Annotated in this window: 15 protein-coding genes and 2 pseudogenes; 12 read left to right on the forward strand and 5 right to left on the reverse strand. The window is 40.8% G+C overall.

The window, feature by feature from the left end; genetic code table 11:
* Positions 1 to 54: 54 nt before the first annotated feature.
* The 5 genes from gyrB to dnaA all read right to left on the reverse strand — a co-directional run bounded on the left by gyrB (position 55) and on the right by dnaA (position 6,197).
* Entirely contained in the window at positions 55 to 2,001 is a 1,947-nt protein-coding gene (gyrB, locus tag NFR46_RS02305; protein WP_251574345.1) for a DNA topoisomerase (ATP-hydrolyzing) subunit B, read from the reverse strand.
* On the reverse strand, positions 1,998 to 3,122 hold the full coding sequence (gene recF / locus NFR46_RS02310; RefSeq protein ID WP_251574346.1) for a DNA replication/repair protein RecF: 1,125 nt from the start codon (positions 3,120 to 3,122) through the stop codon (positions 1,998 to 2,000). Before recF ends, gyrB begins: the two co-directional genes overlap by 4 nt.
* An 8-nt stretch (positions 3,123 to 3,130) precedes the next feature.
* A complete protein-coding gene (gene yaaA / locus NFR46_RS02315) occupies positions 3,131 to 3,352 on the reverse strand; it encodes a S4 domain-containing protein YaaA (RefSeq protein ID WP_182580465.1) in 222 nt (73 codons plus the stop codon).
* A 211-nt stretch (positions 3,353 to 3,563) separates the two neighbouring features.
* The gene (dnaN, locus tag NFR46_RS02320; protein WP_251574347.1) at positions 3,564 to 4,703 is read right to left on the reverse strand and encodes a DNA polymerase III subunit beta; all 1,140 of its coding nucleotides are present in this window, start codon (positions 4,701 to 4,703) and stop codon (positions 3,564 to 3,566) included.
* Between the two features lie 174 nt (positions 4,704 to 4,877).
* The gene (gene dnaA, locus NFR46_RS02325; RefSeq protein ID WP_251574348.1) at positions 4,878 to 6,197 is read right to left on the reverse strand and encodes a chromosomal replication initiator protein DnaA; all 1,320 of its coding nucleotides are present in this window, start codon (positions 6,195 to 6,197) and stop codon (positions 4,878 to 4,880) included.
* A 504-nt stretch (positions 6,198 to 6,701) separates the two neighbouring features.
* Between dnaA and rpmH the strand changes: the two genes are divergently transcribed.
* From rpmH to mnmG, 12 genes and pseudogenes are all read left to right on the forward strand, one after another.
* Positions 6,702 to 6,836, forward strand: coding sequence for a 50S ribosomal protein L34 (rpmH, locus tag NFR46_RS02330; protein ID WP_003665227.1), 135 nt, complete (start codon positions 6,702 to 6,704; stop codon positions 6,834 to 6,836).
* 129 nt (positions 6,837 to 6,965) lie between these two features.
* A complete protein-coding gene (rnpA, locus tag NFR46_RS02335) occupies positions 6,966 to 7,322 on the forward strand; it encodes a ribonuclease P protein component (RefSeq protein ID WP_191683583.1) in 357 nt (118 codons plus the stop codon).
* 3 nt (positions 7,323 to 7,325) lie between these two features.
* Positions 7,326 to 8,156: a membrane protein insertase YidC gene (locus NFR46_RS02340; protein WP_251574349.1), complete on the forward strand. Its 831-nt coding sequence runs from the start codon at positions 7,326 to 7,328 to the stop codon at positions 8,154 to 8,156.
* Positions 8,157 to 8,419: 263 nt separating this feature from the next.
* Positions 8,420 to 8,653 (forward strand): annotated as a pseudogene (locus NFR46_RS02345) (ApeI family dehydratase); the annotation flags it as partial.
* Positions 8,643 to 9,764, forward strand: coding sequence for an acetyl-CoA carboxylase biotin carboxylase subunit (locus tag NFR46_RS02350; protein WP_251574350.1), 1,122 nt, complete (start codon positions 8,643 to 8,645; stop codon positions 9,762 to 9,764). The pseudogene NFR46_RS02345 and the gene NFR46_RS02350, both read left to right, overlap by 11 nt.
* A pseudogene (locus NFR46_RS02355) lies at positions 9,745 to 10,212 on the forward strand (acetyl-CoA carboxylase carboxyl transferase subunit beta); the annotation flags it as partial. The gene NFR46_RS02350 and the pseudogene NFR46_RS02355, both read left to right, overlap by 20 nt.
* A 65-nt stretch (positions 10,213 to 10,277) precedes the next feature.
* Entirely contained in the window at positions 10,278 to 11,006 is a 729-nt protein-coding gene (gene fabI / locus NFR46_RS02360) for an enoyl-ACP reductase FabI (RefSeq protein WP_251574352.1), read from the forward strand.
* Between the two features lie 76 nt (positions 11,007 to 11,082).
* Entirely contained in the window at positions 11,083 to 11,544 is a 462-nt protein-coding gene (locus NFR46_RS02365; RefSeq protein WP_251574354.1) for a biotin--[acetyl-CoA-carboxylase] ligase, read from the forward strand.
* A gap of 113 nt (positions 11,545 to 11,657) precedes the next feature.
* Positions 11,658 to 11,801, forward strand: coding sequence for a hypothetical protein (locus NFR46_RS02370; RefSeq protein ID WP_251574356.1), 144 nt, complete (start codon positions 11,658 to 11,660; stop codon positions 11,799 to 11,801).
* 79 nt (positions 11,802 to 11,880) lie between these two features.
* Positions 11,881 to 12,663 carry an RNA-binding cell elongation regulator Jag/EloR gene (gene jag, locus NFR46_RS02375; RefSeq protein ID WP_251574358.1) on the forward strand — a complete coding sequence of 261 codons (783 nt, stop codon included), beginning with the start codon at positions 11,881 to 11,883 and terminating at the stop codon, positions 12,661 to 12,663.
* Positions 12,664 to 12,841: 178 nt separating this feature from the next.
* Complete coding sequence (mnmE, locus tag NFR46_RS02380) at positions 12,842 to 14,230, forward strand: tRNA uridine-5-carboxymethylaminomethyl(34) synthesis GTPase MnmE (protein ID WP_251574360.1); 1,389 nt, start codon at positions 12,842 to 12,844, stop codon at positions 14,228 to 14,230.
* 10 nt (positions 14,231 to 14,240) lie between these two features.
* Positions 14,241 to 16,139 carry a tRNA uridine-5-carboxymethylaminomethyl(34) synthesis enzyme MnmG gene (gene mnmG / locus NFR46_RS02385; protein WP_251574362.1) on the forward strand — a complete coding sequence of 633 codons (1,899 nt, stop codon included), beginning with the start codon at positions 14,241 to 14,243 and terminating at the stop codon, positions 16,137 to 16,139.
* Positions 16,140 to 16,200 lie beyond the last annotated feature (61 nt).

The following is a 16,200-nucleotide window of genomic DNA, read 5'->3' on the forward strand; positions in this document are numbered from 1 at the left end:
TGAATGTGAGCCAGAGCTAATTTTCGTATGGCTCTACGCTTCAAGCTGTTCACATTACAAATCAAGATTTTCTACAAATTTAGCGTTCTTCTCGATAAATTCTCGACGTGGAGTAACCTTGTTCCCCATAAGCATTGGGAAGATTTCTTCTGCTGCCTTAGCATCATCAAGGTTTACCCGTAACAAATGCCGCTTTTCAGGATCCATTGTTGTTTCCCAAAGCTGTTCGGCATCCATTTCACCAAGCCCCTTGTACCGTTGAATAACAGGCTTAGGACTTGGTTGCAGAGAATTAACAACCCTATCGAGTTCTTCATCTGATTCAATGTATTTCACAAATTTTCCTTGCCGAACCTGATATAGAGGTGGCTGGGCAATGTAAACATAACCATGAGTAATCATTGGCTTCATGAAACGATAGAAGAGGGTCAATAATAGTGTCCGAATGTGGGCCCCATCGACATCCGCATCGGTCATGATGATTAATTTATGGTAATTAGCCTTGGTAATATCAAAGTCTTCACCAAAGCCAGTTCCCAAGGCAGTAAATAGTGAACGAATTTCATCGTTGGCTAGGATCCGGTCAAGGGTGGCCTTTTCAACGTTTAAAATCTTCCCCCGAATTGGCAGGATTGCTTGTGTCAGCCGTGAACGTCCTTGCTTTGCAGAGCCACCGGCTGAGTCCCCTTCGACAATGAATAGTTCAGAAATATTGGGATCTTTACTGGTATTATCAGCCAACTTCCCTGGTAAATTACTAATTTCCAGGCCACTCTTCTTCCGCGTAACTTCACGTGCTCGCTTAGCAGCTACCCGTGCCTTAGAAGCCAATTGTCCCTTTTCGATAATCTGCCGTGCTTCGTCAGGGTGTTCGAGTAAGAACCTGTTAAAGGTTGCAGCAAATACGTGATCAGTCGCAGTCCGTGCATCAGAGTTCCCAAGCTTAGTCTTGGTCTGCCCTTCAAATTGTGGATCAGGGTGCTTAATTGAAACAACAGCGGTCAACCCTTCACGCACATCATCTCCAGAAAGGTTCTCATTACTCTTCAAAGCCCCTGACTTGTGCCCATAGTCATTTATTACCCGGGTTAAGGCCATCTTAAATCCAGTTTCGTGAGTCCCACCTTCATAGGTATGGATGTTATTTGTAAACGTTAATAGATCGCTTCTATAGGAATCCGTGTATTGGAGAGAAACTTCTACCGTAATCCCATTTTCTTTTCCTTCAACATAGATTGGTGGTTCAAATAGGGTCGTCTTCCCCTCATTTAAGAAGTCAACATAGTGGCGAATTCCACCTTCATAATGAAATTCTTGCTTTTCTGGATTCTCATCCCGCTTATCTTCAATCGTGATCTTTAGTCCCTTATTTAGGAATGCCAATTCACGAAGACGGTTAGTTAACGTTTTGATGTTATACGTAGTCGTTTCGCGGAAGATTTCCGGATCTGGCTTAAAATGAACCGTTGTCCCATGAACATCTTCTGGAACATTATCGTCGATCACCTTCATCGAAGTCTTTACATGACCGTGATCAAAGTCCATGTAGTAACGTTTACCTTGACGGGCAACCTTAACATCAAGTTCCGTAGAAAGGGCATTTACAACGGATGCACCAACACCGTGTAGCCCACCAGAAACCTTGTATCCGCCGCCACCGAACTTACCACCGGCATGGAGAACAGTAAATACAGTTTCAAGGGCTGGCTTACCGGTCTCTTTTTGTGTATCGACTGGGATCCCCCGACCGTTATCAGTAACTGAAATACTATTATCTGGCTCAACAACCACGTTAATTTCATCACAGAAGCCAGCTAAAGCTTCATCAATCCCGTTATCAACGATTTCCCAAACTAGATGATGGAGTCCTTGAGCCGAGGTCGAACCAATATACATCCCCGGTCGCTTACGTACCGCATCAAGCCCCTTAAGAACTTGAATTTGACTGGCATCATACTCGCTCGCTAACTCAGCTTTTCTTTCTTTTTGCTCGTCGCTCACTGTGTTTCCCCCTTGCTCAAAGTACCATGTTCAATTTCAAAGATTTTCGGTTGATGAATTAACTGTCGAGCAACATCATTAAGACTTGTTGTCGTCAGGAAGGTTTGCACCTTATCCTGAAAGGCAGTTAATAAGTGTGTCTGACGAATTGTATCTAATTCAGATAAGACATCATCAAGAAGCAGTAACGGATATTCCCCAGTCTGTTCTTTCATCAGATCAATTTCTGCTAATTTAACAGACAATGCCGTTGTTCGCTGCTGCCCCTGTGAACCAAATGACTGTACATTCTTTCCGTTGACCATAAAATGAATATCATCACGTTGTGGCCCATACATTGTCGTCCCCCTATCAATCTCCCACTCTACATGAGACTGATAAAGGCCAAGCAATTCCTGGTAGGCCTGTTCAACAGTCGTTTTTTCGCCTAGTTTCAATTGAGTAACGTAATCTAGCCTTAATTCTTCAGCATTTAGTGAAATCTTTTTATGAAGCTGTGAAGCCCATTTTTCCAAATGCTTCAGGAATTGGTAACGGGCAATAATAACCTCTGCGCCATAAGCAGCTAGTTGATCTGAAAGCACCCCAAGTAAAACCTTGTCATGCTGTTGACCATATTTTAACTGCTTTAAATACTTATTTCTCTGACGTAATAGGGTTCGATATTGACCGGCATTATAGAGATACTTACTACTCATCTGACTAAATTCCATATCCATAAAATGGCGCCGCAGTGCTGGTGCCCCCTTAACGAGGGATAAGTCCTCCGGCGCAAATAGAATGGCATTTAGTTGGCCAACATATGTTGATAGACGAGTTTGCTCAAGATGATTAACCTTGGCCCGTTTTCCCTTAGAAGTAAATTCCAGTTCTAATGGTACTCGGCCACTTGTTTTTTGAACAATCCCGCTAATTGTTGCAAATTTATGCTTCCAATTAATTAGTTCCCGGTTGTTATTAGTCCGGTGACTTCGCGTTAATGACAAGGCATAAATTGCTTCTAACATGTTCGTTTTTCCTTGGGCATTATGACCAATTAGGACGTTAACTCCCGGTGCAAAACGAACTGTTAGATCCTCATAATTACGAAAATTATGTAAGTGCAATTCTGAAAGAATCATGTAATTTCCTACTTACTCTTAATCATAATTGGCTCATGTTCAGGGATGATAACAACATCTTCTGGATACAATTTCCGGCCCCGACGATCCTCAAGCTCATCATTAATCCGGACATCATGTTCCTTTAAAAACCACTTAGCCGCACCACCGGTCGGGATGATTCCTTCTTCCTTAAGCAATTGTCCCAAGGTAATGAAAGGCCGATCAATTTTTATGGTCTTTGTTTCCACACTTAATCACCTACTTTTCACAAATACTATTATACCACATTCTAAGAGATAAAACGCGTTGATAGCCTTTTTTGGGCCTCTTAGAGGTAATTAGCCTTTTTTATCAAAATTAAGTAAAAAACGCTTAGTTTGCTTAAAAACCGATTTCAGCAAATTTTTAAAAATAAAAAAGGACCATGACAAATAACTACCATAATCCTCTTACATACTATTAAAAAGTTCGAACTGGTGTAATCAAGTGAACAAAGTTTTCTGTATCTTCCGTTGGTACCAATGTGAATGGCCGAAGTGGTGAAGTAAACGAAACCTTAACGGTTGATTGTCCAAATGACCGTAATGCATCCTTCATGTAGTTTGGATTGAAGGAAATTTCCAAATCATTTCCTTCTACCGAAGAAGTAGCCACATCTTCTTCTACCATCCCAATATCTGGTGAATCCCCACTAATCCGAACAAGATTTTCACCAGGCTTGATCGTTAGTTTAACAACGTCATTACGACTCTCATGAGAAAGTAATGAGGCCCGATCAATTGACGATAAGAATGCTCCTGCATCTAACTCAATTGTTGTATCAGCACTATCAGGAATTAATTGACTTGTTTCAGGATAATTTCCTTCTAGCAATCTGGAATAAAAATGTGTGTTCCCGAAAATAAATAGTACTTGATTATCAGTGACCTGCATTTTTACGTCATCTTTGACATCACTAATCATCCCTGAAAGTTCATCTAGGCTTTTCCCTGGAATAATTACATCATAATTAACGTCGCCAATTCCTTCTAAGTTCACTTTCCGTTGTGCTAGTCGGTGACTATCAGTGGCAACGGCAGTTAATAATTCATCACGTAACGTTACGTGGATCCCAGCGAGGATTGGGCGACTTTCCTGTTTTGAAACAGCGATAACAGTTTGGCGAATAACTTCCTTGAGAATGTCATTGGCAAGGACAACTGGATTATCTGCTTCAACCTCTGGTAAATGAGGGAAGTTTTCGGCATCTTGTCCATTAATTTGGAATTTGGCATTCCCAGAAGTAATATCAGCTTGGAATCCGCTAGTAACTTCGATAGTTACATGCTTATCTGGCAATTTTTTAACAATTTCACTAAAGAACCGGGCTGGTAAAACAATTGATCCAGGTTCATCAATTGTTAATTCATAGTTTTCGTCATTAGCTGACATTACGCTTTCAATAGTAATATCAGAGTTGCTACCTGTTAACGTAATGCTATCATTAGCAACTACCATTTTTAATCCAGTTAAAATTGGAATAGTAGTCTTAGATGAAATAGCACGAAGAACATTATTTAATTGACTAATAAATGCTGAACGGTTGATGGTAAATTTCATTCTGTATACCCCTTTTGGTAGTTTATATATATTTATATTAATACTTTAAATAATAGTCGAAGTAGTAGATACTGTTAATACTGTGGATAACTTAGATCGACTAAGATAAATCAACTTATTCACCTGTGGACAACTTGTGGATAAGTTTGCGGATAACTTTAGACTTTTCCACAATTATGCTTTTAGTTTGGCCTTTAACGTATTTAGTTGATTTTGTAAATTACTGTCAGTTTGTAGCTCCTCTTCAATTTTATCGATTGCGTGAAGAACTGTAGTGTGATCCTTACCACCGAATTCCTTACCGATTTTTGGTAAAGAAAAATCAGTTAATTCGCGGGAAAGGTACATTGCGATTTGACGCGGAACAACGATTTGCTTAACCCGTTTTTTTCCAATAATGTCGCTTTGGGTAATATTGTAGAAATCAGCAACATTTTTCTGAATCTCCGCGATGGTAATTGTGGTTTTAGTATTGCTTTGTAGACCGCGAAGTGCTTGGGACGCAAGGTGCGGAGTAATTGGCTCTTTACTTAGGTTAGAGAATGCTTGAACCTTCGTTAATGCTCCTTCAAGTTCCCGAATATTAGTATCAATTTGGCCTGCAATGTAGTTTAAAGTATCGTTTCCAATATTAATATGATCTTCTTCGACCTTACTCCGTAAAATAGCAATTCGGGTTTCTAAATCAGGCGGTGTAATTTCAACCGTTAACCCCCACCTAAACCGTGAAACAAGACGATCCTGAAGTTCAGGAATTTCGTTTGGAATTCGGTCGGAAGTCATAACGATTTGCTTCTTATTGTCGTGAAGAGCGTTAAAAGTATTAAAGAATTCTAGTTGGGTACCTTCCTTATTAGCAAGGAATTGAATATCGTCAATTAGCAATAAGTCAAGGTTGCGGTATTCCTCCCGAAACTTTTCTGTAGAATTACTTTGAATAGAATGGATAAAGTCATTTGTAAATTCTTCACTAGTTACATATTTAACCTTTGCTGCGGGATTAAGTTGTAGCATGTGGTTACCAATTGCTTCCATTAAGTGGGTTTTCCCCAAACCAACACCACCATAAATGAAGAGTGGGTTATAAAGGCCACCTGGACTTTCAGCAACGGCAAAGGCTGCAGCATGAGCCATCTTATTTCCTTCACCAACAACGAACGTTTTGAAGTTGTAATGTGGATTAAGTGGCGTATCCATTTCAAAATTGGATGATTCAGCTGGTCGATCATTTTGATAAGGATCGAATTCTCCCTCAAGGACAAAATGCGGCTCAATGTCTTGATTAGTAACTGCTTGAGCGTACTTTTTAAGTTCGTCCTTTAAATTTTTTTCCCAGAAATCACGATGTACTTTTGTGGGTACTTCAACTTCTAACTGGTTTTGAGAAAGAGAGAGTGGTTTTGCCGGAGCAATTAGTGTGTCAAAGGTAACTTGACTTTTACTTTGACGAAATGAATTTTGGATCGCTTCCCATAGAGAATCGAGCTCAGTCAAAATAGTTCCCCTCCTAAGCTTATTAAATTACAAACGACATTTTATCATTATGAAAAAAAGTTTTCCACAGGTAAGTAAGCATAAGTGGATAATTCAAAAAAATTACACAACACTGTGTGTAAATCAAAAACCAGAATGGGGAAAATGTGGAAAAAATAGAAAAATAAAAGATTTCCACTATACTTGTGGATAATTAAACACTGATATATCAATGTTTATAAGAGTTATGAACAGTTTTTAACAGGGCTGTGGATAACTTTGATAACAAGTTGTGAATTGTTGAAAAATCCTGTGAAATCACGGTTAATAACTTATCCACAGGGGAGGGTAATACACAACACTGTGGATTGTTTTAGTCATTCTGTGGATAAATAAAAAATTCTAAAAAAATTTCACGTTTAATATTTTGAAAAAGTATGGTATACTTCCAGAGTATGTTTGAAGAGATCGTCTTTTTAGACTATAAAAACCAAACCATTCAGATTGAATAGGAGGTGCAATCGTATGAAGCGCACGTTTCAACCAAAGAAGCGTCACCGTGCACGTGTCCATGGCTTCCGTAAGCGTATGAGCACCAGTAACGGCCGTAAGGTATTAGCACGTCGGCGTCAAAAGGGCAGAAAAGTATTATCTGCATAATTACGGCCACTTTTATAGTGGCTTTTTTTATTGTTAGGGCAGGGCAGTCAGCTTGACGAGCTATCGTTTCGTTGAAGTTGCGATGTCCGGCCCTTTTTATATTTATTAAGGCTGGAGATTTACATTATTATGAGAAAATCATACCGGGTAAAAAAGGAAAGTGAGTTTCAAAGAGTCTTTGAAACTCATAATTCCGTCGCCAACCATAAATTTGTCATTTACCAGATGGCAAAACCAGGTCAAAAGCATTTTCGGGTTGGTATTTCTGTGGGAAAGAAGATTGGAAATGCTGTTCACCGAAACTGGGTTAAACGCCGTATTCGGCAAACTCTCCTTGAAGTAAAGCCTTATCTACGGCAAGACGTGGATTTCTTAGTAATTGCTCGTCCAGCTGCGGATGGCCTGGAAATGGCGGAAACAAAAAAGAATCTTGTGCATGTTCTTAAACGAGCACATTTACTAGAAGAAAAAAGTGAGGATCGTTAATCAATGAAAAAGACAAAGCGGGTCCTAAGCCTTGCTGCGATAGGGAGTCTAACGCTCTTCCTGGCAGCCTGTTCAAATAAACCAGTTACGAGCCACAGTACTGGTTTATGGGATCACTACATAGTTTATAATTTCTCGCGGTTCATCATTTGGCTATCAAACAATTGTGGTGGCTATGGTATGGGGATTATTATCTTCACGATTATTATCCGTGTCCTCCTGTTACCATTGATGTTCTACCAGACAAAGTCAATGTTAAAGACTCAGGAGTTAGCTCCTAAGTTAAAGGCAATTCAAAAGAAATACTCATCACGAGATCGCGAGTCCATGGTGAAGATGCAGGAAGAAACCAGCAAGCTTTACAAGGAAGCGGGGGTTAATCCTTGGGCTTCAATGTTGCCATTGATTATTCAGTTGCCAATTATGTGGGCACTTTACCAGGCAATTTGGCGGACCCCACAATTACGGCATGGGACATTTTTATGGCTTCAATTAGGTCATACTGATCCTTACTATATTTTGCCGGTTCTGGCAGCCCTCTTTACTTTCTTGAGTTCATGGCTTTCAATGGCTTCAATGCCTGAACGAAATGCGATGACTTCTGCAATGACATGGTTTATGCCGATCATGGTATTTTTCATGGCGTTAGGATTCTCCTCAGCAATTACCCTGTATTGGGTAGTTTCTAATGCATTCCAGGTAGTTCAAACACTCTTATTACAAAATCCATTTAAGATTCGTCGTGAACGGGAAGCTAAGGAAAAACAAGCGAAGGCAAGAAAGCGGAAACTTGAAAAAGCTAAACGGCGGGCATATAGTAGTCGGAGAAAATAATTTAAAAATAAAAGATCAGGGAAAATTGTTTGTTTTCCCTGATCTTTTATTTTTAAAAATTAGTTTGATAGCCAAAATAAATTTAGGAAGTCACTTCAAAAGAAAGCTAATCAAATTAATAAATGATCAATGATGATATATCAACGATTAAATGCTGTATAGATGCATTGATAATTGGGAAGCTACTAAGTAGACACTGAATGATAATTTGAACATCGAATATTTTGATATTCGAAATACTTTCTTTGAGGAGGGTAACTGCTTTGGCTATAATGATCGCTCAGGAAATTATGGATTTGATTCCTAACTGGTACCCAATTTGCTATATCGACTATGTTGATGAATTGGATCCTGGAAAAGAGATTACGGCAGCCAAGAATGTCACGATCAACGAATCATTTTTCCAGGGACACTTCCCTGGTAACCCAGTAATGCCTGGAGTATTGATTATTGAAACGTTGGCACAGGCTGCTTCAATCTTAATTCTTGAGTCTCCACGTTCAATTAGCTGACGAAGCAGTTTGTGTCGGTGGAGCACGGCCTCAGGAATCATACCTAAATATGAAGAATATTTTAGCTGCTGCTATCGGTACGGGCGCCCAGGCAATTCACCCTGAATTTGGTTTTCTTTCGGAAAATAGTAAGTTTGCTGAAATGTGTCAGGCCTGTGGAATTACCTTTATTGGTCCGGATGCAAAGATTATTGATTTGATGGGGAATAAGGAACACACTCGACAGCAAATGAAGCTGCTTGATGTTCCGGTTATTCCAGGTAGTGATGACTATATTCAGGACGTAAATGAGGCAAAACGGGTAGCAGCGAAAATTGGTTATCCGGTATTAATCAAGGCTGCCGCTGGTGGTGGCGGTAAGGTAATTCGGCGAATTAATGATGAAGCAGCGATGACTGATTCATTTAATGAAGCCCAAAGCGAAGCCAAATTAGCCTTTGGAGACGATCACATGTATATCGAAAAGATCATGGAGAACGTCAAGCACATTGAAGTCCAGGTATTTCGTGATCAAGCAGGTCATGCTGTTTACTTCCCGGAAAGAGACTGTTCACTTCAAATTAATAAGCAGAAGGTCCTAGAGGAAAGTCCGTGTCAGTTAGTAACTGAACAGGAACGAAAGCAGCTAGGCCAGATTGCCTTAAGAGCCATTAACGGGATCGATTACCTGAATACAGGAACAATCGAATTCTTAATGGATCAGGATCACCATTTCTACTTCATGGAAATGAACACGCGGATTCAAGTCGAACATACCGTAACGGAAATGGTAACTGGGATCGACCTTGTAAAAGCACAGTTAAAAGTGGCTGCTGGTGAGGATTTACCATTTGACCAGTCAGATATTCAAATTTACGATTCAATGGTTGCTAAAGTAATTGCCCTTGGCCATGACCGAGCAGAAGCAATCGAGAAGATTAAACGGTTACTTAACGAGATGGTTATTGAGGGAATAAAGACTAACCAAGAAATTCAATTGGCAATTCTTCAGGATCCTACTTTTATTAAAGGTGATTTTACAACTAGTTACTTAGAAAAAGTATTTTTAAAGCGGTGGAAGGAGAACCATAGTCGCAATGAACTTGTACGATCATGACAACACTCTTACAGCCCATCATATTAAAGCCGATCGAGAAGCTGACGCTAAAGTACCGGATAATTTATGGACAAAATATCCAAAATGTGAAACGACGGTTCTTACTGATGATTTAGATCAGTACCAGACATGTCCAAATGGCTTTTACGGTTTTCGAATAAGTGCTCGGCAACGTCTAAATTGGTTGGTTGATCAATTCACTGAATTTGATACTGACTTGCAGATAACGGATCCCCTTAATTTTCCGGGATATGATCAAAAACTTGCGAAGGCCCAACAACAAACGAAATTGAATGATTCCGTGTTAACGGGAACCGCCATGGTTGGTCAGGAAAAATTTGGGTTAGGGATTATGGACCCAACGTTTATTATGGGATCGCTCGGAACCGTAACTGGTGAAAAGATTACGCGGTTGTTTGAGCGGTCAACTGAGCAAAAAATGCCGGTAGAAGACTTATTAAAACAGCGGTATGAACGGTACCGCAAATTTTAGCAGATAAGAAGATTATTGTAATGGGAGTAGCTAATAAACGTTCAATTGCTTGGGGATGTGCGCAAGAAATTGAACGTCAAGGAGCTACCATTATCTATACATATCAAAATGATCGGATGAAGCGCAGCCTTCAACGGTTAGTAAGCGATGATGCTCAACTATTTGAATGTGACGTTGCAAATGATGAGAGTATCGAGAAGGCCTTTACCAGCATTAAAGAAGCTGTTGGCTCCGTAGATGGAATCGTTCATGTGATTGCCTACGCAAAAAAAGAAGAATTAGGCGGTTCAATCCTTGGTGTTAGCAGAGATGGCTATGCACTTGCCCAAAATATTTCAGCATACTCATTAATTGCCGTGGCAAAGTATGCTCAAAGCCTAGAACTCCTTAACGATCCAAATAGCATTGTCACTTTGACTTACTTTGGCTCTGAACGGGCAATTCCTAACTATAACGTGATGGGGATTGCTAAGGCAGCATTAGAGGCAAGTGTTCGCTACTTGGCACGTGATATGGGCGATGCTAATGTTAGAGTTAATGCCATTTCTGCTGGGGCTGTGAAGACACTAGCAGTTACGGGAATTAATGGTCACGCGGATCTATTAAAGATGTCTAAAGAACGGACTGTTGATGGTCAGAGTGTAAGTTTGAAAGAAATTGGTGGAACTTGCGCATTCTTAATGAGTGATCTATCAACTGGGGTTGTTGGTGACGTGATTTATGTTGATAAAGGTGTGCATTTAATCTAATGAAGCAAGTAATGAAAAATGACTTATCTGAGAGAAGATAAGTCATTTTTGTTCTAATTTTTCTGGAAAGATAATTGTGAAATCGCGAGTTACATCAACCCAGGATTATGCTAAGCAGGTTTTGGAAAAAGGTTCGTTAGGAAGAGAATTATTGGTAGTCGCTAACCAACAAAGTGCGGGTTACGGGAAACTTGGTCGGACATTTTATTCACCAGCCAATGCAGGAATTTATATGACGATTGTTTTACCCCATAAGACGCCACGAGAAATTCAACAGAGTGGCTTATTTACTACCGGTGTTGGTGTGGCTGTCCTAAATGCACTCCAAGAATTTTACCCAGCCCTTCCGTTTCAATTAAAGTGGTTAAATGATATCTATCTTTTTGGAAGAAAAATTGGGGGAATTCTTTGTGAATCGGTATATCAAATGCAGGAACATTCTTATTGTTACGTTACCGGGATCGGTCTTAATATTAACGTAAAACAATTTCCTCCTTCGTTAAAAATATTGCAGAGACGATTACGGATTGAGGAGTAGACAGGAATAAGCTGACTGCAGAGATTGTAAAGCAGCTAATTGAGGTAAATGCAAATTACCAATCTGGCAAGTTCTTAGATCAATATCGTCAGCATAATTACCTGGACCAACAAATGGTTAAAGTGATGCGGGAAAGAACTGAAATTGTTGGCCGGGTGTGTGGCATTGATAGTCAGGCAAGACTGGTGATTGAAGATAAACATGGTAAGAAAATGGCGCTTACTAGTGGTGAGGTTACAAAAGTATACTGTGACTAAGTAAAGAACTCGTTTGGCGTAAACCATGATTCCGTTGTAAAATAGCCTAGTTAAGTAATTAGGATGGAGATGAAAATTAATGGGACGTTATACAGGAGAAACTGTTGAACAAGCAGTTGCCTCTGCTAGTAAGAAACTTGGGGTAGCAAAAGAACAATTAGAAATTAAAATTGTTCAGTCAGCACGTCATGGGTTCTTGGGAATCGGCCGCCGGGACGCAATAATTGAAGTGTCAGTTAAAGAAGCTCCCCAAAAGGCAAAGAAGCATGAACAAAGTCAGAAATCCCATAACAAAAAACGGCAAAGTAAGCGTCAACGGGATCCAAAACCTCGTCATGAACCGGTGAAGAAAAACGAGATTGACCCAGCTGAGATGAAGCGACGTCACGAACAAAATGTTAAACGGGTAAAGAAAGTAAGCCAGGATCTTGCTGAATACCTGAAAGACGTGTTTAAAAACTTGGGGATTGAAGTTAATCCGGTTATTGAGGATGTTCGTTCTCATGAGGTAAAGATTGACTTACAAAGTGAGCAGTCTGGGCGGATTATCGGTCATCATGGGCGGCGAATTAATGCGATGGAGCAAATCAGCAATGCCTTTATGAATTACCACGGTGCAGAAAAGACGATGGTAGTCTTAGATACGGCAAACTACCGTCAACGTCGTGAAGAATCCTTACGGCAATTAGCAGAACGGTCTGTAATGGATGTCGTTTCTACTGGACAAGCTGTTTTCCTTGACCCAATGCCAGCTCGTGAACGGAAACAACTCCACCAGGAACTCCAGGATAACCCTCATGTTAAAACCTATTCCCATGGTCGCGAGCCATACCGAAGTATTGTGATTGCACCTAAAAATTAGGGCTCATAAGAACAACCGGGTTTAATAGTTGACATTTTAGGATGATGAAACTAAAATAATTGCGGTTATAAAATTTAGAATACTTGTTAAAGTAGTGAAAGTGCTTTGACCATGTGATTGCCAAGCGATTGGCGGATGACGTGGAGGGCGCTTTTTTTATTAGAAAGGAGTCTTGGCGGTGGCAAACACTGATAATGATACAATTGCAGCGATTTCGACCCCAGTTGGTGAAGGGGGAATTTCGATCATCCGGATCAGTGGGGATGACGCAATTCCGGTAGCGCAAAAAATTTATCGGGGAAAAGACCTCGCCAAAGTTCAAACAAACACGATCAACTATGGTCATGTGATTGACCCTGATAATAATGAAGAAGTTGATGAAGTGATGGTTTCGGTAATGCGTTCACCGCATACTTATACGTGTGAAGATGTTGTGGAAATCAATTGTCATGGTGGACTACTCGCAACTAACCGGATCCTCCAACTGGTACTAAGCTATGGTGCCCGAATGGCAGAACCAGGTGAATTTACCAAACGGGCCTTCTTAAATGGGCGTCTTGACTTATCTCAATCTGAAGCTGTAATGGACTTAATCCGGGCAAAGACAGACAAGTCGATGAAGGTTGCCTTAAACCAGCTTGACGGGAACTTATCCCATTTAATCCGTAAGCTTCGGAAGAATATTTTGGATGTCTTGGCCCAGGTAGAGGTTAATATTGATTATCCAGAATATGATGCGGTTGAAGAAATGACGACCAAGATGCTTAAGGAAAAGGCTACCGAAATTCGTCAACGGATTGAAGCGCTATTAAAGACCGCAAAGCAGGGGAAGGTCCTTCGGGAAGGGTTAGCAACCGCCATTATTGGTCGACCAAATGTTGGAAAGTCCAGTTTGCTTAATTCCTTATTACATGAAGATAAAGCGATCGTTACTAACGTGGCTGGGACAACCCGGGACGTGATTGAAGAGTACGTTAACGTTAACGGGGTACCACTGAAGTTGATCGATACTGCTGGAATTCACGATACAAAAGATCAGGTTGAAAAAATTGGTGTTGAACGGAGTCGGAAGGCCTTAGATGCTGCTGACCTTATCTTATTGTTGATTGATAATTCAGAAGAACTAACAGCCGAAGATCGGGAACTCCTTGAAGCAACTAAGGACAAGCAACGAATTGTGATTTTAAACAAGACTGATTTACCAAATAAGGTCGATCGGGATGAATTAAAGAAACTAGTGGGAGACGACAAGTTGATCGAAACTTCAATCGTGAAGAATGAGGGAATGAACCAGCTTGGTGAAACCATTAGTAAGATGTTCTTTGAAGAAGGAATTGAAAATAACCAGAATAGCGTAATGGTAACTAATGCGCGTCATATTGGGCTGCTCCACCAAGCAGACGATGCTTTAGGCGATGTTCTTAAGGGGATTGCTGCGGGGATGCCAGTTGACCTCGTGCAAATTGATATGACCCGTTGTTGGGATCTTCTGGGTGAAATTACCGGTGATAGTTACCAAGACGAATTGTTGGATCAACTCTTTAGTCAATTCTGTCTAGGAAAGTAGGAGGAAGAAAATGCAAACAAGTGAAGCAGTACAATACGATAGCGATAATTATGATGTAATTGTCGTTGGTGCTGGCCATGCAGGAAGCGAGGCGGCACTTGCTGCTGCCCGCATGGGAAACAAGACCTTGTTAGTAACCATTAACCTCGATATGGTTGCTTTCATGCCATGTAACCCGTCTGTTGGTGGCCCTGCTAAGGGAATTGTGGTTCGTGAAATTGACGCCCTTGGTGGTGAGATGGGGCACAATATTGACAAGACTTATGTTCAAATGCGGATGCTCAATACCGGGAAGGGCCCTGCCGTCCGGGCATTGCGTGCTCAAGCTGATAAGCATGCATACCACCGTTCAATGAAAGAAACAATTGAAAAGCAACCAAACTTGGATCTTCGTCAGGCAACTGTCGACCAACTAATTGTTGAAGATGGAGTTTGCAAGGGGGTCATTACGAATACTGGTGCCCGTTACCATGCAAAAACAGTTGTTTTGACTGTCGGAACTGCCGCTCGGGGAAAGATTATTATTGGTGAACTCCAATATGAGTCAGGTCCAAATAACTCCAAGTCTGCTGTAAAACTTTCGGAGAACCTTGAAGAACTTGGCTTTGATCTTGAACGGTTCAAGACTGGGACCCCACCACGGATTAATGGGAATACAATTCACTATAATGAAACTGAAGAACAACCTGGTGACAAGGAAGTTCACCACTTTAGTTTTGATACTCCTGATGATCATTACTTACCATTAAGTGAACAAATTTCATGTTGGTTAACCTATACTAATCCGGGGACCCATGAACTAATTCGGGATAACCTTGATCGGGCCCCAATGTTCTCCGGGGTAATTAAGGGAGTTGGCCCACGTTACTGCCCATCAATCGAAGATAAGATTGTCCGGTTTGCGGATAAGAGTCGTCACCAAATCTTCTTGGAACCTGAAGGACGAGACACTGACGAATGGTATGTCGATGGGTTATCCACTTCAATGCCAGAAGAAATCCAACAAAAGATTTTACATTCTGTTAAGGGACTAGAAGATGCCCAATTGATGCGTCCAGGATACGCGATTGAATATGATGTGGTTGCACCATACCAACTTCACCCAACACTTGAAACTAAATTAGTTAAAAACCTGTATACTGCTGGCCAAACTAATGGAACTTCAGGTTATGAAGAGGCCGCTGGTCAAGGATTGATTGCAGGAATTAACGCAGGATTGCGGGCCCTTGGAAAGAAGCCGTTTGTTCTCAAGCGGTCAGACGCTTACATTGGGGTAATGATTGATGACCTAGTAACGAAGGGAACTAAGGAACCATACCGTCTATTGACTAGCCGGGCTGAATACCGGTTAATCCTTCGTCACGACAATGCTGACTTCCGTTTAATGGGGAAGGGGCATGAAATTGGCCTTGTCAGCGATGAACGTTATGCCAAGATGGAAAAGAAGGAAAATCAAGTTCAAGACGAAATTGCCCGCTTAAAGAGTGAAAAGCTTAAGCCAAACAACGATGAAGTTAACCAATTCATCGAGGCCCATGGTGATAATCGCTTGAAGGATGCAATCACCGCAGCTGACTTCATTAAGCGTCCATACGTTAATTATGAGACGCTAATGAAGTTCATTCCGGCACCGGCTGAAGAGTTGGATCGTCACGTAATTGAACAAGTAGAAATTCAATTAAAGTATGCTGGTTACATTAAGAAGGAAGAAGAAAAGGTTGCTCGATTGAAGCGGATGGAAGCAAAGCGGATCCCAGCTAATATTGATTACGAAAAGGTTGATGGCTTGGCAACAGAAGGTCGGCAAAAGCTTGAAAAGATCCGTCCTGAAACCCTTGCACAAGCTTCTCGGATTAGTGGGGTAAATCCTGCTGATTTAGCAATTTTGAGTGTCTACATTCGAAAGTAAATTCGGTAATTTAAAATGAGGCGTAGTTTGAAGTTAAGTTTGATTTACGCCTCATTTTATT

This window comes from Limosilactobacillus agrestimuris (genome assembly GCF_943193105.1).
Taxonomy (GTDB): Bacteria; Bacillota; Bacilli; order Lactobacillales; family Lactobacillaceae; genus Limosilactobacillus; species Limosilactobacillus agrestimuris.

Coding starts and splice junctions, on each gene's coding strand:
- recF (WP_251574346.1), bottom strand. CDS start 3,122: ATGATTCTTTCAGAATTGCACTTACATAATTTTCGTAATTATGAGGAT.
- dnaN (WP_251574347.1), bottom strand. CDS start 4,703: ATGAAATTTACCATCAACCGTTCAGCATTTATTAGTCAATTAAATAAT.
- rpmH (WP_003665227.1), top strand. CDS start 6,702: ATGAAGCGCACGTTTCAACCAAAGAAGCGTCACCGTGCACGTGTCCAT.
- rnpA (WP_191683583.1), top strand. CDS start 6,966: ATGAGAAAATCATACCGGGTAAAAAAGGAAAGTGAGTTTCAAAGAGTC.
- NFR46_RS02340 (WP_251574349.1), top strand. CDS start 7,326: ATGAAAAAGACAAAGCGGGTCCTAAGCCTTGCTGCGATAGGGAGTCTA.
- fabI (WP_251574352.1), top strand. CDS start 10,278: ATGGGAGTAGCTAATAAACGTTCAATTGCTTGGGGATGTGCGCAAGAA.
- NFR46_RS02370 (WP_251574356.1), top strand. CDS start 11,658: ATGGTTAAAGTGATGCGGGAAAGAACTGAAATTGTTGGCCGGGTGTGT.
- jag (WP_251574358.1), top strand. CDS start 11,881: ATGGGACGTTATACAGGAGAAACTGTTGAACAAGCAGTTGCCTCTGCT.
- mnmG (WP_251574362.1), top strand. CDS start 14,241: ATGCAAACAAGTGAAGCAGTACAATACGATAGCGATAATTATGATGTA.